Genomic DNA, 18,124 nt, shown 5'->3' on the forward strand with positions numbered 1-18,124 from the left:
TAATTTTTTACTTACCCTCTGTTTTTTTATTATCTTCTCTTGCTTTCATCCTTTCAAGACTTTCTACAAATCTTTGGAGATTTCTTGCGTTATTTTTTGCTGTTTCTCTTTCAAATAGTAGTTTTGCGCGATCATTCTTATCTCCACGGTCGCCGAGTTCGTCGAGTTTCATTTGTATATTTATTGACTCTTTTGTAAATGAATCAATGGCTTCTTTCACAGATTGGTTGCTCCCCATCAAACTTTTTATCGTTCCTTCAAGTTTAGATATTTCTTGGTCAGATTTATATTTTGAGCCGATTTCTTTCTCTGCTTTTTTGGTTGCCCCGGCATTACCAAATTTTATTGCCTGTGGAATAATCTCCCCACCTTCAATATAGTTTTTATTTTTTAGTTGTTCAAAATATGATTTTTGGCGTTCTTGTGTTACCACCCTATTCTTTGCCTCTTCCGACGATTTAATTTCACCCTCAATAATTGAAGACTTGTCGGTTTGCTTAAATTTCTCCAGCCTTAGAGCAAGTTGCTCCTTATCGTTTTTGCCGGCTTTTTCTGCGTCAGTTAATTTAACATTATCGAGAATCTTTTTATCTGCAGCTTTTTTAGCCACCGCCTTTTCTTCCTCAGTTAACTTAACTGTTTTGGCTTCTAGTAGCTTTGCGATATCAGCACGTTCTTTACCGCGTTCTTTTTCGGCACGGTCAAGGTCTCCGCGGAAACCATCCGTAAGATCTTTTGGTTTTTGTCCTAGGTCAACCTTGGCGCCAGTTGCCCCAGCAAGTTTAGAACCCAATCCTCCAATAAGTGGTGTTTCACCGGCGGCGCGAACATCAAAACTAGACTTAGCTACTCCTACGGTACTTTGTAGAGCTAGGCGAGCAAATCTATTATTTGAAGCCGCAGACTTAGCCCATTCTTGGTTGGCGACCCAAGAGGCCCCTGCTCCAACTGTTCGCCTAGCTATCAAACCGCCAGCTCCGCCAGCAAGTGCTCCTGCCCCGACAGACAGCATCCCAGAAATTTTTGATCCCGCTGATCCGCTTAGCTCTCGTGTGGTTTTAACTGCTGCGAGCAAAAGTCCTATCGCAATCAAAAAACTAAAGATTACACCAACGGTATTTACGTCTGGGGAAGTAAGCGCACTCGCCATGTTTGAACCAGATACATTTTCTGTATATGTCGTAACAGTAGAACTTACACCTCCGCTTGCGGTTAACGCAGCGGCTAGATTTGTATTTTCTGTGTAGGTTGCAACGGTAGATTTCATGCTTCCCGTGGTAGCTACAGAGGAAGCGCTATTTAATCCGTTATTTCCACCACCAAGAATTATTAGAATCATCCACATAAACATAAGGAAAACTGGAGCCACAAGAACTTGCTCCCAGAGTTGATCCCACCACATCTTGGAGTACTTGGCTGTTTTTGGGATAAGACCAGCTACGTAGGCAAATGGTGAAAGAGGAAGAAGAAGGATGAGGATTATTGCGCGCGACAAAAAGATAAACGCAACTGAAAGAAAAGAAAAAGCAGTAATAAGAATAAAAATCACACCCATTAACGAGATAGTTAATATTTGGAAAAAATCAACAGAGTTGGAGGCAAAAACCGATTGTATTTTTGTTAGTTGGAAAAACTTATCAGATATTCCCCCAGCGGAAAAGTTTCCAGTTTGAGAGGGGTCTATAATTCCTGAATAAAATTGAAAAGCTACAATGTTTGAGGTATCAATAATGACTTTAGTAAAAAAGAGGCTGAAGTTTATTAAAAGAGCGGCGATTATAATGCTTGGAATTAATTTTTTACCATCACCTATTTGAAGAATGTTTTGTATTGAAATCCAAAGGAGAGCAAAAATAAAAATAATATTCGACATATCGCGAATAGTTCCCCAAGCAAGATTAATCCCAGGAGTTTTCTGTATAAATTCAGCCATGTTTAGGTTGAATTTAATTGATTGATTAAGTAATACGCTGGCAAGGTCAAGAAACCAACTACTGAGCCATAGGGCGCTGTTTCCAAACCATACAGTTGTACATCTCATAGCGTTCCCTGTAGCTAAAGCGCTCCAAGTACCACAATCAAGTTTTACGTTTTCATTAGCAGTTCCGTCAAAAGCCGAGGCGGGTAAAGCTTTTGAAGTTTCTACTTGAATACAATTTAAGTATGCACCTGAATTCCCGTCTTTAAGATAAGCACAAGCTTGTTCTGGGTTTGCCGAAGAGCTTAGTGCGTCTGTTTGATTATCTCTGTTTTGAATATCTTCCTGGAGAATACAAGGTCCCCCATTTGGGTCTTCTACATAAGGAGCTTCACAGCTTTGCGCTTCCGCAACATTATTTCCAAGCAATGGTGGTAAAACAAAAAACAAAAAAGCAAAAAATAATATTGCTGAGGAGTAGAATATTTTTTTTGAAAAAAAAGATTTCATTTTTTAATAGTATGTGTTTTGGTTTCTTCCTTCTCTCTCTAATCTTTCTTTTTCTAAAATTGCCTGGTGCTCTGTCTGACAATTACTAAAAGCACTCGAGGCGGTATCTCTAATTGCTCTTATTTCAGAAAACTGCGATGCCGCGGTTTCGGCCATATCAGGAGTTGGAACTCCATCTGAGCCGGAAATTGCCACGAGTGAATATGAAGCTGTCTGGAAATCAGTTCTTCCAGAAGTGATAGCTTCCTTTAGTGCTGCGAAAGGAATTATTTTTAAAGAGATGGCACCAATCTCTCTTTCTAGTTTGCTTATTAAATCATTGTAGTATGTTTGTTGAGCAAAAAGTGAAGGTGAACTCAATTGACTATCCAAAGTGCTTGGGCAATAAGTTGCTGGGCTAAAGGATATTAAGGCGCTAGTAGTTGAAGCAGCTTCATGCACAACATTTAGTGTTTCATTACGTATACCAAGGTATCCCGCAAAAGCATTAGTTGTGTTATCTATACTAGCGACAATGTCGTTGATTGAATTAATTTCTTGGGTTCGACTCGCTTGGTTATTGGCAAGATTATCGTCAGTGTAGGAAAAGAAAGAACTTTCGGCTAAAGACTGTGCTAACGCGCGGTCTTGTGGAGAAACATCTTCGTTTGAGTTTGCGTCTATGTTTGAAACGTTTCTCGATGGAGCGGTTGCTGCGGCGCGAAGCCTCTCCTCTATTGTTGAGGCTGGTGTTGTTATTTTGGTCTTACGACAAGCACCAGGGACGACATCAGCACCTGTATCCAAACACTCCTTTATTGGGGGGACTCCGTCTTTTGCCTCTATCTTTGCGGCTTCCTCGGCTTCTGAGAGAGAAGAACCCAAATCTTCGCTTACTCGTAGGTAGTTTGCTGCAACGTTATTTTGAGAAGCCAAAACAAAACATTTAATAGAAGAACAAACCGAGGTGTCACCATTTCGGTATCTTGTGGCATTTGTTGCGCCAATAGCTTTTGCCAGCGGATCTTCGTATTTCGCTATTCTGCCTGCAGCTGTTTCTGATTGTTGTGAAGCGATAACTGCTTTTATGTTTTCTTCTCTATAAGGAGAATTAGTTTTAGATAAATCAGAGACAAAAATCCTTGTTTGGTTTTGTGCTTGTTTTGCAAGGTAGTCATTAAAGTTTGTTAGATACAAAGGGTTGCCATTATTCCCAGTGTTTAACCACTTCATTTCATTTTCTTGCATTTTGGCGATCGTAATACGTGAGCTTGTGTAAGCTATTCTGTCTAAACAAGTCTGTTTTGTTTTAAGAGTAGATGTATCTTGTTGCAAAGTGTTTATTTGTTTAACGATTGTTTGTGGGTCTGTTGGCACTGTTCCACCCCCGCCGAGCAAAGAAAGAACACTCCCTACTCCAGGAAGAGCAGACCCAGCTCCACCGAACACGCTCCCCAGCTCTCCCGCAGTGTATCCTGCAGACATTCCACCCAAAGTATTTCCAAGGCTAACAAGAGAGCCAGAGCCAATTTCTGCTCCAAGATTAACAAGCATGCTTCCAGTATTATTTACTACCCCAGATAGTAGGTCGCTAGATAAAACACTAGTTACTATTTTGTCAGCACCACCGACAACATTTTGAATTGCTCCGTTAATACCACTATTAACACCTCCAATTTGACCGTTTATATTATTCAGTGCTTCGTTAATAACACCGTTTGCTTTATTTTCTAGTGCGGTACCAACTTGGCCAGCTATTTTTCCTGCCGTGTTTCCAATGACACCACCGCCCAAAGCTTCATTAACAGACCCAGAAGCTTTTGCTCCAAGGCCGTTTATCCCTGCACTACTTAAAAGTTGCTGTCCAAGAGAGGAAAGAGTACTACTTACAGCTCCTCCGACAGCGCTACACCCTGAATCGGCAAGGTTTTTGGCAAGAGCTTCATTTGCTGTGTTTAAGGAAGCCGTTTTTATTCCCGTGGATAGCGTAACGCAACTGTTTGATTCATCGTAAATACCAGATGGACACGATTGAGCCGAAGAGGCCTCTGTTGAAGGGACATAAGCTCCGGTTGCAGGGTTGTAGTATGAATCTGTGTAATCCGAAGTTCGAACATTTTCGCCTGTTGCTGGATTATAATATTCGTTTGTTTGCGCTCTAGTTATGTTTGTAGTTGAAAAGAAAGAAGAAACAACAAACAAATAAATAAGAAATATTGAAATTGTTTTTTTAACCATATTCCTTTTAGCAGAAAATAGAACCATAGTTTTTACGGCTGTGTATTATTAAGTATAACACCACTTTTAAAATATATCTCTAGTGTTTTAGCGGTTTCTACCAATTTATTGCTATAGGAAAGATATTGATTAAGACCGTTCATCGAAAGAAGAGGGTCGGAAAAAATTTGCCCGACAATTTTCAGAGAATCAGCCGTTCCTCGGTAGTTATTTATCAGATCAAGGTGAAGCTCTGCTATTTTTTCTGGAACCGCGATTTCCACGGTGTCCTTGGCTATGTTTGTGTAGGCGTTTATGTAAGGAACTAGTTTTGTTTGCAATGTTTGGTCGCTAGTTTCAAGAGAGGTAGAGATTACTGTGATTTCTTGTCCTAGGTTATATTTCGAATATTTTTGGATTACCGTTCCAAGATTTTTGCTGTAAGCTAAAATTTCTGCATCACTGGCGTTTTTTATAACAGTGAGGTCGTTTATTGTGTATAGGGGGCGTATCTCCTCTTGTTTTATGTTGGAATATATAATTTTTGCGGTTTCTCGTACTGTTTCTGGGTCAAATTTTCCAGCGTTTTTAAGAGCTGAAGCTGCCACAAAAAACTGCTGACCGAACTGATCTGTCGCAGAGGTTGTAATCTCTCCACTCGTGGTATTTTTAGCCACATTTTGTTTATGAACTTCAGTTCCGTCTAATATTCCGTTGTTATTTGAGTCTTTATTGTTCGGATCTGTACCATAAAGTGCTTCCTCCCAGTCTTTTAGTCCATCCTTATCACTGTCTTTGTTTATTAAATCTGCGACGGAGTCGTTTACCCCACCATTAATAACCAAAACACCTTGTTCTTCTTGTTTTGTTTCTGTAATTAGTGGATTAGAAACTCCTTTGTTGGAAAAAACAGATAAACTTATAATTGTTAACCCTAAAATAGATGCGGCAACTAATTTTTTGTTCTTAAGAAAGTTTCGCACGGATTGAGAATTCATAGATTGTTTAAGTATAGCAAGGAAATCGTTGTTTTTCTGTGGATTCTTTGGTTTGTGTGGATATTCTTTTTTAAAATACTTTTGAAAAACACGTATAATTTTTTGCTAAAAATTTACTATGCTCGGCTCGTCAGCCTGCGCAATGTTTTTCGAAAGTATTTTGTTTTACTTTGTTATATAATAGTTGTATGAGAAAAATGTTTCTTTTTCTGTTTCTAGGACTAATGTCGTTTTTGATTGCCTCACCTTTATCTGTTAACGCCGCCTCAGTCTTTGGTGGAAGAATAATGAGTGTGATTCCTTGCACCTGCTCTCCTGGAATGGCAGTAATAGTCGGTCCTCCACGCCCAGCAATCCTTCTTTATATTCCGGGAGCTTCTCGTTTATTTAGGTACGGAAGAATAATGCCCGGAGTGTGGTCATTAGGAGATTATTCTTCTGGCGGTACTTGTATGCAGATTGCTGGAAAAACTTGCGCCCCATACCCTCCAATACAAGGAACAATACTCAAAATAGGAACGTCATAATCATAAGGATTACAAATGTTTTGTGATTTCTAGGAATTTTTTTGCGGAAACATCTTCTGCTCGCGTGTTTTCATTTAAGCCAAGCTCTGCGAAAGTTTTTAAGACAGCATCCTTTTTTGCAACCAAAGAGAGGTTGCTTGAAAGCTTTTTTCGTTTACTGCTAAATCCTGCTTTTAGTAATTCAAAAAATCTTTTCTCGTCAATTTTATTTTTAAAAGGTGATTTTATATTTTCAACAGTAAGGACAGCCGAATCAACATTTGGTTTTGGAAAAAAACTTCCAGCAGAAACACGACGCGTTATTTTTGGAATACCGTACACTTTTACCGAAATAGACAAAACACTTTCTTTTTCGTCGCGAGCAATCACTCTTTCCGCAACTTCTTTCTGTACCATAAAAACCATTGTTTTTGGACGAGGGCCGGTTTCTAGAAAAAGACGAAAAAGTAAACCGGTTACGTTGTAAGGAATATTTGCTATCAATTTATAAGACTCTTCTTTTATTTTGTAATCATTAAAATCAAAATCAAGAATATCTCCTTGAACTAAGATTAATTTCTTATTAGAAATTTCCTTCGCGAATTTTTCCGTAAGAAAAGAAAATAGTTCACGGTCTTTTTCCACGGCGATTACTTGTTTTGAATATTTAAGTAAAAACTCTGTTAATATCCCCTTTCCTGGACCAACCTCAAGCACAATATCTTTTTTTGAAATATTTCCAGCTAAGGCAATATCCTCAGCAATCTTTTTGTTGGTTAGAAAATTTTGCCCTAGTGATTTTTTTGGTTTCATTTTAGTCTAGATATATTACCTTACCCAAAGATTCACTTCTCTCTGTCTGCTCAAGAAGCATTGGGTCAATGTCGTAAATAAATTCTGAAGGAGTCTCAACTTGGCGCGAGCCAAATATTGTTCGCACCGTAGCAAAAGTTAAGAATACTTTTTTTCGAGCACGAGTAAGGGCAACGTAAAACAAACGACGTTCTTCCTCGGAGTCTTCTTCTGTGGTTGTTGGAAGATTAACCCTTGCGTGAGGAAAAAGATCTTGTTCAAGCCCAACAATAAAAACATAATCAAACTCAAGTCCTTTTGAAGCATGGGCAGTCATTAGACGAACTCCATCTTTATTCTTCTTTTGGTCCATGGAATCTTGGTCGCTTGCAAGCGCTGCGTCAGAAAGTAATTTTTCAACTCCTTCGTCCGCTTCGAAAATATCATATTTTGTTGCGAGTGATGCGAGTTCCATCATGTTCTCTAGTCGCTCTAAATCATCTTCCCCACCCTCTTTAAAAAATTTTTCCAACCCCGTTTCTTTTATTACAAAACGAACAAGGTCCGAAGTCTTCATTGTTTCCGATGAATTTTTTATTTTTTCAAGAAGAGCCCAAAAAATTGAAATTCGTTCTTTCATTTTCGGAGGAAGAGAACCTTCTTTACCAGAAAAAATTTTAGCGATAGTTGCGTCCCCAACTCCTCTTGGTGGAACGTTAATAACTCTTTTTATATCTGAGAGTCCAGATGGGTTTCTTGCTGCGCGAATATAGGCTAAGACATCCTTAACCTCTTTTCGTTCAAAGAACTTCACTCCAAGCACACGGTGTGGAACATTAAGAGAAAGAAAACCTTCTTCAAGTGCGCGCGACTGATAGTTTGCGCGATATAAAACAGCAATTTCGTTTGAAGGAACCCCCTCCGCAATTAGTTCTAAAGATTTTTGAGCGATGAAGCGTGCTTCATCTGCCTCGTCATAAGCTTCAAAAACTGCAATTTTTTCACCCTCAACGTTTTTTGTAAAAAGATTTTTTTCTTTGCGAATTTTATTTTTTTTAATAATATCGTTTGCTGCTTGGAGGATGTTTTGAGTTGAGCGATAGTTCTCCTCAAGAAGAACAACCATTGCTCCTGGGTAGTCTTGTTCAAAATTTAAAATATTTCGTAGATTTGCTCCACGCCAACCATAAATATTTTGATCACTGTCACCAACAACGCAAATATTTTTTTCTTTCTTGGCTAGAAGACGTGATAATTCGTATTGCGCAGTGTTTGTATCTTGATACTCATCGATGTGAATATATTTCCAAGTATTATGATATTTTTTCAAAACCTCTTCGTTGTCGCGTAAAAGAACAGCTGTGCGAGTAACGAGATCGTCAAAGTCAAAAGCATTTTCTTCTTTCAATAAGGTTTCGTATTTTTTCCAAACAGAAGAAAGTACTTTTGGAAAATAACCCTCAGCTGTTTCTGAATATTCTTCGGAAGAAATAACATTTCCTTTGTGGCGGGATATTGCCCAGCGTAGTCGTGCAGGGTCAAATTGCTTTGGATCTAAGTCTAGACTTTTAATTGCATTTTTAACTAACGAGACGGTTTCCTGTTCGTCCAAGATTGAAAAGCGGGCAGTTCTTTCTACGAGTGTAGCGTTTTCTCTTAAAATTTTTACCCCTAAAGAATGGAAGGTTGAGACAAGGGGGCCGTCTTTTAATCCAAAATCGGCAACCGAACGGCGTGTTTGGAGTAGCACAGAAACACGGTGCCCCATTTCCGCCGCGGCCTTATTTGTAAAAGTAATGGCTAAAATAGAGCTGGGAGTAACCCCTTTTTCTACTAAGTGAAGTATTCTATGGGTTATGGTTTTTGTTTTTCCTGCTCCGGCACCGGCAATAATCAAAAGAGGGCCCTCCGTTTGAACAACAGCCTCTTGTTGTTGTTGGTTTAGCTCGTTTTTTAAGTCAGACATTGATGGAACTATAACACTTCAATCCTTATTACAGAAAAATAGAGAACTTTTTGTTTTTAAATAAAAAATATTACCAAGGTCATTCATTTTTTGATTACCCCCGAGCTATCCCCAGGTCGATTGACTTCCATCCACTATAGGGATACCATTTTAGATGAGGACGGGAATACCTCGTCTAAAACAGAAAAATGGCTCTGCTAGGCCATTTTTAGCCCTTTTAGGGCTTTAAGATAGCAAAATTGCTTGTTTTTCAACGGTTTTTGCCCACACGGGTCATACATGAAACAAGTAGTTTTTAAAATAGGCTTATTAAACATCTAGAAAAAGACCTTGGTTGTGCTAACCAAGCGAAAAAACCCTTATTTTTAGGGCTTCTGTCAAAGAGGCTTCTGTTGTTGTTTATTGGTGTTTTATTGGTTATCTCCTCTCCTTCCACAGCTTCTGCGGGAGTCTTTTCTAAAATAAACGACCTTTTTTCTAAAAATGATTCTGAGCAGAGCAAAATAAGTAATTCTCAAAACATGGATATCTTAGAGGCTGTGACCGGTCCTGTTGGTCAAAGTTTACCAAGTGGTGGTGGCGATATTACTATTGTTGGAGGGATGGCTCTTCTTCCAGACGCTGGTCCTTCCGGAACACAGGTTGAGGTAAACGAAAAACCAACCCCTGCTTTTGGGCAGGTCAGTACATATACGGTTCGCGCGGGAGATACCCTCTCAAGTATTGCTAAAATGTTTGATGTTAGTGTTGGGACAGTTTTAAGCGCAAACGATTTAAAAAGAGGTGATGCTTTAGTTGTCGGACAGAAACTTATAATTTTGCCTGTATCGGGTGTTCAGTACACGATTAGTAAAGGAGATACGATCTCTTCTATTTCAAAGAAATATAAAGTAGATGTTGGTGAAATTATCGGGTTCAATGGTTTTTCTTCGGAGAGTGACGTCCTTCCTATTGGGGAATCAATAATCATTCCTTTCGCCGAAACAGAACAAAAGAGTACAACCATTGTTCCATCCAAGAAAATTGTTAACAAAGCACACGGCACTGGTGGGCCTGATTACACTGGGTACTTCATACGCCCAGTCTTAGAAGAGCTTGGTAGAAAGTCCCAGGGCTTACATGGATACAACGGTGTTGATATCGCAGCCAAAAAAGGAACTCCAATAATCGCCGCAGCCGCAGGTGAAGTTATTGTTGCAAGAAGTGGTGGGTGGAATGGTGGCTATGGATCGTATGTTGTTATTGCACACGGTAACGGAACACAAACTCTTTATGGCCACATGAGTTCAGTTGCTGTGGAGGAAGGATGGCATGTAAGCAAGGGTCAAACTATTGGGCAAGTTGGTTCAACCGGGCGCTCGACAGGATCACATCTTCATTTTGAGATTCGTGGTGCGAAGAACCCATTTTAAAGAAAGAACGACGGGTAAGGATGAACGCCCAAAATTTCATTTGCGATCTAGATAATCGACCAAAACAAAAAAACTCCCCAGATGGGGAGTTTTTTGTTTTAAGAGCGCGACAAGAAAGATTCTCTTGGTCGATAGCGGATAGCTTCTAGGATATGCTCGTCTAGAATTTCATCACTTTCTGCTAAATCGGCGATGGTGCGAGCGAGTTTAATTGCTTTATGATAGGCACGTGCAGAAAAGTTAAATTTTTCTGCACTTTGACGCAAAAGTTTTTCGGCGTTTTCTGTGATTCTCGACATTTCAATAATATCTTTTGCTTTCATTTCGCTGTTTAGGCGGCCACTTTTTTTAAAAGAAGCAAAGCGTTCTTTTTGGCGAGAACGAGCTTTCATTACTCGATTACGTATTGTCTCGCTTTTTTCACCGTCGCTTTCACCCGATAGTTTTTGATAGTCTATTGTGCCAACTTCAATCCACATATCAACTCGGTCTATAATTGGACCTGACAATTTTCTTTCATAGCGAGCAATTGCAGAAGCAGTGCAGGTGCACTGCTGTTTTTTATTACCTCTATTTCCACAAGGGCAAGGGTTTAGTGCTGCGACTAAAATAAATGATGCCGGAAAAAGTGCGAATCCACGGGAGCGAGAAATGTTAACCACCCTGTCCTCGAGCGGTTGGCGTAGTGATTCTAGAACTCTGGTTTCAAACTCTGGAAATTCGTCTAAAAACAAAACCCCACGATGAGCGAGAGTGGCCTCTCCTGGTTTGGGAATTGCGCCTCCGCCGATAACCGAAACATAAGAAGCAGTGTGGTGAGGGGAACGAAACGGCGGAGTTGTGATGATTGTCTCTCTTAGTGTTCCAGCTGCTGAATGAATACCAGTCACCTCAAGCATCTCATCTTCGTTTAGATTTGGAAGTAATCCGCGAAACCCTTTGGCAAGCATCGTTTTTCCTGTTCCTGGTGGGCCATAAAGAGCGATATTGTGTCCGCCAGACGCGGCAATTTCCAAACCACGCTTCCCTGTTTCCTGTCCGCGAATTTCTGAAAGATCCAAATCAATTTCTGAAAATGTTGGAATAATTTCTGTTGGCTCTCTGTGGTCTATCGTTTCATTTTTTACCTGGGCACTTTTCTCTTTATTTTTTGAGAGATGGTTTAGTAATTGTTGTAAGGTTTTAATTGGAAAAATTTTTATTCCACGAATAAGAGCTGCCTCTATTGCGTTTTCTTCTGGGACGTATAGTTCTTCAAACCCTCTTTTCTTTGCTTCTTCGGCAATAAGAAGAGTTCCTCGAACAGGCATAACTTTTCCATCGAGTGATAGTTCTCCAACAAATAATTTTTTTGCCGGGTCAAAAGAAATATCTCCTGAAGCAATAGCGTAAGCAAGAGCAATCGGAACATCAAAAACAGGACCTTCTTTTTTCATATCAGCCGGAGCGAGAGAAATCACAACTTTTTCGTTTTTACTCTTTGGTGGTTTTAGTCCAGAATTTTTAATAGCAGCACTAACTCTATCCCGCGACTCCTCAACAGCCTTATCAGGAAGACCAACGATTGAAAATGAAAAAAGGCCGCGAGAAATATCGGCCTCAACATTCACCACGTGTGCTTTCAGGAATTGTATTTGGGCTCCGTGAACACGCGCGAAATTCATAAAAATAATTCTACAAGTGTGCCATGCAGGTCGTTGCTGCTGGGTTGGCCTCAAGTCTTTTTTCTTCTATTTCTTTTTCACAAACAGAGCAGATTCCGTATCCCCCATTTTTTATTCGGAGAAGGGCAGAATCAACCTCGTTTAGTCTTTTTTCTAGCTCTAATTGAGTGGAACTGACTTCTTCAAAATCTTCCATCAAATCAGCAACTTCATTTTTGTCGGAAAGACTTGCGTCCATAACAGAAGGAACTGGTTCCCAATCTTTTGGATTACCTGGAGTTCTTCTTCCAAGTACTTGCATCTCTTCTTCTAGAAGCTTCTTTTCCTCGGATAATTTTTGTTCGTACTTTTCGTAATTTTTTTCCATGTTTTTATTTTATCACAATTTTTATTTTTTCAATTTAGTGTGCGGAACTATCTAACCGGTGATTTGGCGGTTGAAAGGCGCGTGATTATCTCACTTAAAGTGGCTTCGTTTGTTGTGATAATTATAGTTTTCTTGTCTTTAAAGTAATAAATTAGTAGAGGTTGGCCGGTATCATCTCGTAATACTCTGACGTCTTTGTTTTTAATAACAGAATCAACAAACGCCCTTCTGTAAATATCAGAACTATTTTGGGGGGCAATCCCGAACAAAGGAAGAATCTCCCCAGCCATATCGTTTTCCCAAGAATACATTCCAGCGGCTGCGTTTTCATAGAAGTTTGTTTTTAGCACAAGAAATGGCTGATTGCCATTAAACGAATGTATTCCAAACAAAAAACTATTATCAAGTGAGCGAAGAAGAGCCGGTGGTATTCGCGATTCGATCATTGAAAAAAACTTTTCAGTATTTATAAGTGCAGGTTGTGACATATAGTCTTTCGTTTCCGTGAAATATATATTAACGAGCGAGTCTAGTCGTGGGGTGAGTTCTTTCACAGAAGCAGTCGCTTTTTTCCAAATTGTCTCTCTGTTGTTTCCGGTTATATCAACTCCAAAATCTTGTTCGGTTAAAAACAAGGCAGGGATACGTGTTGGACCAGTTTCAGTTCCGGCCCCGGGGGTAATTGTCTTTACAAAAAAGTAAGTAACCAAAAGAACTCCAGTGATTAGGAGAATAACGCTTAAAGATATTAAGACGATGTTTTTTGAAGAACGAGGAGAAAGTTCTGCTGATATTTTGTCTTTACGCCCCTGCTCTGCAATGACCATCCTTGTAAGAGAAGTTTGGTTCTCCTTAACAGACCTGGCTGCATCGCTTTGATATGTTCTAATTGGAGAAATTTTAGGAGTAGTAGGTTCCTTCACAGTTTCTGGTGTGACTGATTGATTTAAGTGAAAAGATCCAGGAGCTCCTACTTCTTTGTTCAGGGTTGGTTCTGAAATGTTATTTTGATCAGGAATCGTGTCCATGAGTATTATTATACACGCACAGTCGTTTCGCGTTATAGCCTTTTAGGTAAACTAATTTATTTAATTAACTTTTAAAAATAATTAACTAGGCGCCCGCTTGTGGAGTAGGAGGAGTATCTGGTTTCAGTCCCTTACGTGTCGCGAAATCAGGGTCAACATCTTTAATAGAAAGATTGATACGGTGCTTTTCATCAATTTCTTTAATGATTACTTCTACTTTTTCCCCAATAGATAGGACATCGGTTATTCGGTTGATATGGAACGGCGCTATCTGTGAAACGTGAACCAAACCATCAGTGCGCGGTCCGATTTCAACAAACGCCCCAAAGTCCATGATACGAGCAACAGTCCCCGTAAATCTTTCACCAACCTTATATTCCTTGGTGAGCTCTTTTATTTTTAGAAGTGCGGCTTCCGCGCTCCCGTTTTTACCAACAATTAAAACACCACCAGTTTCGTCGATGTCTATTTGTTCTGCTCCAGTTATAGACTTAATTCCGTTTATCATTTTTCCACCAGGCCCGATGATTAAACCAATTTGATCTTCCTTTACTTTGTGACGCAAAACTTTTGGCGCCGAAGCAGAGAGCATTGGTCTTGGTGTTGGAATCGCCTCTTTTATTTTTGTGATGATTTGTAGCCGAGCATCTCGTGCATCAACAAGGGCTTCTTTTAAAACAGACAATGGAATGCCGCCAATTTTAATATCCATTTGTACGGCAGTGATACCAACTTCTGTTCCAGCAACCTTAAAATCCATGTCACCGTAGTGATCCTCTGGCCCTTGAATGTCGGTCAAAATTTTATAATTTTCTTCACCTTCCATCATTACCCCCATAGCAATTCCAGCAACTGGTCTTTTTATTGGAACACCACCATCCATCAAGGCGAGGGTTGAACCACAAACCGAAGCCATTGAAGTTGAGCCGTTCGAAGCCATTGATTCAGAAACAATGCGAATAGTATATGGAAACTCTTCCTGGCTTGGAAGAACCGCAAGTAGTGCTTTTTCTGCCAAAGCTCCGTGTCCGATTTCTCGGCGATTTATATTTCCAACTTTTTTAATTTCCCCAGATGAGAATGGAGGAAAATTGTAATGATGCATATAACGTTTCTCCGTCTTTATCTCAATACCATCAATTGTTTGCGATTCTCCTGGACCAGCGAGAGTTAAAGCAGAAAGAACGTGTGTGCCTCCGCGATAAAAAATACCAGTACCATGAAGAACAGGAGAAATACCACCAGCTTGGGCAAATATTTTACGGACTTCTTTAAAACCTCTTCCGTCTGGACGCCTATCGTTTTTAACCGCTTCGTTGTGAATAAAGTCATCTACTGATTTTTCAAAATACGAAAGCGCTAAAGATGTTTTTTCTTCTTTAAATTGCTCGGTAAAAATTTCCATCCAGTAGTCAAGAATTTCCCCGATAATTTTTCCGCCTGCTCCACCGCTTAATATTTCTTCAAAGCGAGGAGAAACTTTTTCAGTAAAAAAGCTTTTAGCTTCGCTCGATATTTCTTCTCGTGGAATTGTAATTTTTTTCTTGCCGATTTCGCGTACGATGCTTTCTTGGAAGTCTTGCAGTTTTTTTAGTTCTGGAAGTGCTTGTTCTAAGGCACTGGAGATAATTTCTTCCGGCATTTCTTTACCAGAGGCTTCAATCATATTTATTTTTCCATCACGACCACAAATAACAAGCTCGAGCTCTGCGTCATCGTGGCGTCGAAAATCATAATCCGGATTTATTTCCGGCGCATCAGTTCTGGAGTGTTTTGTTAAACGAATTGCTGCGACCGGTCCGTTCCATGGAATGTCCGATGTTGCGAGAGCAAGGGACGCTGCGTTGATTGCCAAAATATCTGGATCGTCTTTGTCGATAGCAAGAACAGTTATGATAACTTGTATTTCATTTCTTATATGATCATCAAAAAGTGGGCGGATAGTTCTATCAATGATACGACCAGAAAGAATTGCTTCGTCTGACGGTTTTCCTTCTCGTCTAACAAAACGACTTCCTAGAATTTGCCCAGCAGCATAAAATCTTTCTTCGTAATCAACAGTGAGTGGAAAAAAATCTATATTGTCTCGTTTCTCTTTTGAAATAACAGCCGTTGCGAGAACAATAGTTTTTCCATAAGACACAATAACTGAACCATTTGCTTGCTCGGTTAAATCAGAGAAAGTTGCGGTTAAAGTTTTTCCACCAATTTCACACGAGAAGTTTTTCTTTTGCATCTTATTTTAAACCCACCGAATTTTAGGAGTAAAAATTTTTTAATATTTAAACCCTGTATTATTCTCCTGGCTTTTATTAATGGTAAGTTCCACTAAGTTTCGCACGGAAAGGATGGCTTTTCAACATAAACAAAAAAAGAGACCATTTCTGGTCTCTTTTTTTTGAAAATTTAATTATTTGTAGCCTCCCCTTTTTTACTTCGCCTTGGCATTATTAAAAATTTCTTAGGGTCATCAGAAAGGTCAATGAAGTCGTCAGCAACAGCACGGAGGTTGCTTGAAGCTGATTTACCAAAAGCGATAACTTCAACCTGTACCCCAACGTTTAGCTTTAAATATTCAACTAGTGGGCAAAAATCCCCATCTCCCGAAACAATAACAACAGCATCAAGCTTTGGTGCTAAGCGCATTGCATCGACAGCAAGCCCAACATCCCAATCTGCTTTTTTGGCTCCACCCCAGAAAATCTGAAGATCCTTAACTTTTGTTTCTATTCCAACCTTCCCCAAAGCTTCAAAAAAGCTTTTTTCATCCTCACCTTCTGTTTTGATGACATAAGCAATAGCGCGAACAAGTTGGCGTACACCAACAGCTTCTTTCATTATGGCTCCAAAATTTACTTTTGCGTGATAAAGGTTGCGGGCACTGTGATAAAGATTTTGTGTATCTATAAAAACACCAACTCTTTGGTCTTTGTGTTTAATAACTGACATATATAAAAATTATTTACTTAAACGAACTATATTATTAAAAATTTAATTCTTCTATCGGTAATGATAGAAGCTTGCAGACGGCCTGTCGGTAAAGACGGGCTATTTCTTACTTCAAGGCTAGCTTCTTAACGATAGAATCGTATCGTTTCTTGCTTTTCTTCTCCAAATACTTCAAATGTGTTCTGCGGTCAGCAACAATTTGAATAAGCCCACGACGAGAATGGTTGTCCTTTTGGTTTTTCTTTAAATGGGTAGCTAAATCGGTGATTCTCTTGGTCAAAATGGCGATTTGGACCTCGGCAGAGCCTGTATCCTTGTCGTGAATCTGCGTTTTTGACATGATTTCAGCCTTTTTCTTCTTCGTTATCATGGGCCAAACTATAGCAAAAAAGCCTTATTTTTGCAAGGGCTCTCGGTAAAAACCTACTTCTTCAAGGGTTTTTAGTGGAGTTGGTTGAACTTCGGGTCGTTTCGCAGATTTTTTAGCGCCTCACTGAGTTCTGCCTCTTGTTTGGCTGTTAATTCCTGTGTTTCAGGGTATTGTTCCTCCTTTTTTTCAAAAAGATCTTCGCGGCCTAAAAGAGAAGCATCTCCATGTGCCTCATTGTCGTCTGTCGGTAGTGATTCTAGTCTCATATTTATGTAATTTATATAACTATATCATAAAAAAATAAAGGTATCAGATTTTTTCAAATTTATAGATACCATGCTTACCTTATTGTCGTGGTAAAATATTTTACGACATTATGACTCAAGATTTAAAGAGCTTAAAACAACAATTTCTCGAATATATAGAAATAGAACGCGGGAGAAGCTTGAAAACAGTACGTAATTACGATGCATATTTAGAGCGTTTTCTTGTTCAAACAAACGCAAAACACCCCAAAGATATAACCGACGACTCTGTTCGTGAATTTCGTCTATGGCTTAATAGACAAGAAGGTCGGCGCGAGCGCGGAATGAGTGCTGGAACTTTAAAAAAGAAGACACAGAACTATTATTTGATTGCGTTACGAATTTTTCTTAAGTATTTAATGAAAAGAGGAATCGAGGCGATGCCACCAGACCGTATTGAATTGGCAAAGGTATCAGAACGCTCGCTTGACCTTATTTCTCTTGATGAATTAGAGAGATTACTTAAAGCCCCTAATGGCGATGATTTAAAAAGTTTGCGTGATAAAGCAATTTTAGAACTACTTTTTTCTACAGGACTTCGTGTTTCTGAGCTTTGCTCTCTTCCCCGTGATATTGATTTACGTAAAGATGAATTTTCTGTTAGGGGGAAAGGTGAAAAAGTCCGCGTTGTTTTTCTTTCGGATTCGGCAAAGGAGGCGATTAAAAAATACTTAGCTAAGCGTCCGGATATGGAAGACGTCCTTTTTGTTGGCACTGGAAGTATTGGCAAGAAAAAAGGAGAAATAACACATCTCACAACTCGTTCCGTGGAAAGAATTGTCGCGCAATATGCAATTAAGGCGGGTATCTCAAAAAAAGTAACCCCTCACGTTATTCGCCACTCATTCGCTACAGATTTACTGGGTAACGGGGCAGATATTCGCTCTGTTCAAATGATGCTCGGCCATGCGAGTATTTCCACTACTCAAATCTATACCCACGTGACAGATAAAGCTCTTAGGGAGATACATAAAAAATTCCACAGCGGTGGAAAGTAAAAAGACGCCATACAATTTGGACGTCTTTTAGTTCGCGGAGGTGGAAGTGCTTACGTGCCACTCGACTAAACCAGGATCTCTCAGTCTGATGGTTACGAACATTTCTTCCGTTCCGTATTCTGGAAAGTTTTTTACGGCATGGTCG

At 39.5% G+C, this 18,124-nt stretch carries 15 protein-coding genes; 3 read left to right on the forward strand and 12 right to left on the reverse strand.

Translation table 11 applies throughout. The features are described 5' to 3' along the window. Positions 1-7: 7 nt before the first annotated feature. The 3 genes from WC724_02590 to WC724_02600 are packed head-to-tail and all read right to left on the reverse strand — an operon-like array spanning position 8 to position 5,622. A complete protein-coding gene (locus WC724_02590) occupies positions 8-2,428 on the reverse strand; it encodes a hypothetical protein (GenBank protein MFA6077886.1) in 2,421 nt (806 codons plus the stop codon). Between the two features lie 3 nt (positions 2,429-2,431). Further along, a complete protein-coding gene (locus tag WC724_02595) occupies positions 2,432-4,645 on the reverse strand; it encodes a hypothetical protein (GenBank protein MFA6077887.1) in 2,214 nt (737 codons plus the stop codon). 32 nt (positions 4,646-4,677) lie between these two features. Beyond that, entirely contained in the window at positions 4,678-5,622 is a 945-nt protein-coding gene (locus tag WC724_02600; protein MFA6077888.1) for a thrombospondin type 3 repeat-containing protein, read from the reverse strand. A gap of 188 nt (positions 5,623-5,810) precedes the next feature. On the opposite strand from WC724_02600, the gene WC724_02605 reads away from it, so the two are divergent. Beyond that, positions 5,811-6,149 (forward strand): hypothetical protein, encoded by a 339-nt coding sequence (locus WC724_02605; protein ID MFA6077889.1) that lies wholly within the window; start codon positions 5,811-5,813, stop codon positions 6,147-6,149. Positions 6,150-6,158: 9 nt separating this feature from the next. Here WC724_02605 and rsmA read toward each other — a convergent pair whose 3' ends face one another. Together rsmA and WC724_02615 are read right to left on the reverse strand one after the other, a co-directional pair. Then, positions 6,159-6,941, reverse strand: coding sequence for a 16S rRNA (adenine(1518)-N(6)/adenine(1519)-N(6))-dimethyltransferase RsmA (rsmA, locus tag WC724_02610; protein ID MFA6077890.1), 783 nt, complete (start codon positions 6,939-6,941; stop codon positions 6,159-6,161). A 1-nt stretch (position 6,942) separates the two neighbouring features. Further along, positions 6,943-8,886 (reverse strand): UvrD-helicase domain-containing protein, encoded by a 1,944-nt coding sequence (locus WC724_02615; GenBank protein ID MFA6077891.1) that lies wholly within the window; start codon positions 8,884-8,886, stop codon positions 6,943-6,945. A 521-nt stretch (positions 8,887-9,407) separates the two neighbouring features. Here WC724_02615 and WC724_02620 point away from each other — a divergent pair. Beyond that, on the forward strand, positions 9,408-10,298 hold the full coding sequence (locus tag WC724_02620; protein MFA6077892.1) for a M23 family metallopeptidase: 891 nt from the start codon (positions 9,408-9,410) through the stop codon (positions 10,296-10,298). Positions 10,299-10,396: 98 nt separating this feature from the next. On the opposite strand, the gene WC724_02625 is transcribed toward WC724_02620, so the two are convergent. The 7 genes from WC724_02625 to WC724_02655 all read right to left on the reverse strand — a co-directional run bounded on the left by WC724_02625 (position 10,397) and on the right by WC724_02655 (position 16,942). Next, entirely contained in the window at positions 10,397-11,962 is a 1,566-nt protein-coding gene (locus WC724_02625) for a YifB family Mg chelatase-like AAA ATPase (GenBank protein MFA6077893.1), read from the reverse strand. A gap of 10 nt (positions 11,963-11,972) precedes the next feature. After that, positions 11,973-12,329 carry a TraR/DksA C4-type zinc finger protein gene (locus WC724_02630; GenBank protein ID MFA6077894.1) on the reverse strand — a complete coding sequence of 119 codons (357 nt, stop codon included), beginning with the start codon at positions 12,327-12,329 and terminating at the stop codon, positions 11,973-11,975. 47 nt (positions 12,330-12,376) lie between these two features. After that, positions 12,377-13,357 carry a hypothetical protein gene (locus WC724_02635; GenBank protein MFA6077895.1) on the reverse strand — a complete coding sequence of 327 codons (981 nt, stop codon included), beginning with the start codon at positions 13,355-13,357 and terminating at the stop codon, positions 12,377-12,379. 85 nt (positions 13,358-13,442) lie between these two features. Beyond that, positions 13,443-15,593, reverse strand: coding sequence for a polyribonucleotide nucleotidyltransferase (locus tag WC724_02640; GenBank protein ID MFA6077896.1), 2,151 nt, complete (start codon positions 15,591-15,593; stop codon positions 13,443-13,445). A 170-nt stretch (positions 15,594-15,763) separates the two neighbouring features. Next, on the reverse strand, positions 15,764-16,306 hold the full coding sequence (locus tag WC724_02645) for an NYN domain-containing protein (GenBank protein ID MFA6077897.1): 543 nt from the start codon (positions 16,304-16,306) through the stop codon (positions 15,764-15,766). Between the two features lie 106 nt (positions 16,307-16,412). Beyond that, a complete protein-coding gene (gene rpsO, locus WC724_02650) occupies positions 16,413-16,676 on the reverse strand; it encodes a 30S ribosomal protein S15 (GenBank protein MFA6077898.1) in 264 nt (87 codons plus the stop codon). A 71-nt stretch (positions 16,677-16,747) separates the two neighbouring features. Then, positions 16,748-16,942, reverse strand: a complete 195-nt coding sequence (locus WC724_02655; GenBank protein MFA6077899.1) for a hypothetical protein — start codon at positions 16,940-16,942, stop codon at positions 16,748-16,750. Positions 16,943-17,052: 110 nt separating this feature from the next. Here WC724_02655 and xerA point away from each other — a divergent pair, with 110 nt between their 5' ends. Continuing rightward, positions 17,053-17,979, forward strand: a complete 927-nt coding sequence (gene xerA / locus WC724_02660; protein MFA6077900.1) for a site-specific tyrosine recombinase/integron integrase — start codon at positions 17,053-17,055, stop codon at positions 17,977-17,979. Positions 17,980-18,124: the final 145 nt, after the last annotated feature.

It is taken from the genome of Candidatus Paceibacterota bacterium (assembly GCA_041661305.1).
Classification (GTDB): Bacteria; Patescibacteriota; Minisyncoccia; order Phycocordibacterales; family VMEP01; genus VMEP01.

Excerpts from the sequence above, each read along its gene's own strand:
- WC724_02655 (MFA6077899.1), bottom strand. The coding sequence starts at position 16,942 with ATGAGACTAGAATCACTACCGACAGACGACAATGAGGCACATGGAGAT.
- rpsO (MFA6077898.1), bottom strand. The coding sequence starts at position 16,676 with ATGATAACGAAGAAGAAAAAGGCTGAAATCATGTCAAAAACGCAGATT.
- WC724_02620 (MFA6077892.1), top strand. The coding sequence starts at position 9,408 with ATGGATATCTTAGAGGCTGTGACCGGTCCTGTTGGTCAAAGTTTACCA.
- WC724_02645 (MFA6077897.1), bottom strand. The coding sequence starts at position 16,306 with ATGTCAGTTATTAAACACAAAGACCAAAGAGTTGGTGTTTTTATAGAT.
- xerA (MFA6077900.1), top strand. The coding sequence starts at position 17,053 with ATGACTCAAGATTTAAAGAGCTTAAAACAACAATTTCTCGAATATATA.
- WC724_02605 (MFA6077889.1), top strand. The coding sequence starts at position 5,811 with ATGAGAAAAATGTTTCTTTTTCTGTTTCTAGGACTAATGTCGTTTTTG.
- WC724_02635 (MFA6077895.1), bottom strand. The coding sequence starts at position 13,357 with ATGGACACGATTCCTGATCAAAATAACATTTCAGAACCAACCCTGAAC.
- WC724_02600 (MFA6077888.1), bottom strand. The coding sequence starts at position 5,622 with ATGAATTCTCAATCCGTGCGAAACTTTCTTAAGAACAAAAAATTAGTT.
- rsmA (MFA6077890.1), bottom strand. The coding sequence starts at position 6,941 with ATGAAACCAAAAAAATCACTAGGGCAAAATTTTCTAACCAACAAAAAG.
- WC724_02595 (MFA6077887.1), bottom strand. The coding sequence starts at position 4,645 with ATGGTTAAAAAAACAATTTCAATATTTCTTATTTATTTGTTTGTTGTT.
- WC724_02630 (MFA6077894.1), bottom strand. The coding sequence starts at position 12,329 with ATGGAAAAAAATTACGAAAAGTACGAACAAAAATTATCCGAGGAAAAG.
- WC724_02640 (MFA6077896.1), bottom strand. The coding sequence starts at position 15,593 with ATGCAAAAGAAAAACTTCTCGTGTGAAATTGGTGGAAAAACTTTAACC.
- WC724_02615 (MFA6077891.1), bottom strand. The coding sequence starts at position 8,886 with ATGTCTGACTTAAAAAACGAGCTAAACCAACAACAACAAGAGGCTGTT.
- WC724_02590 (MFA6077886.1), bottom strand. The coding sequence starts at position 2,428 with ATGAAATCTTTTTTTTCAAAAAAAATATTCTACTCCTCAGCAATATTA.
- WC724_02625 (MFA6077893.1), bottom strand. The coding sequence starts at position 11,962 with ATGAATTTCGCGCGTGTTCACGGAGCCCAAATACAATTCCTGAAAGCA.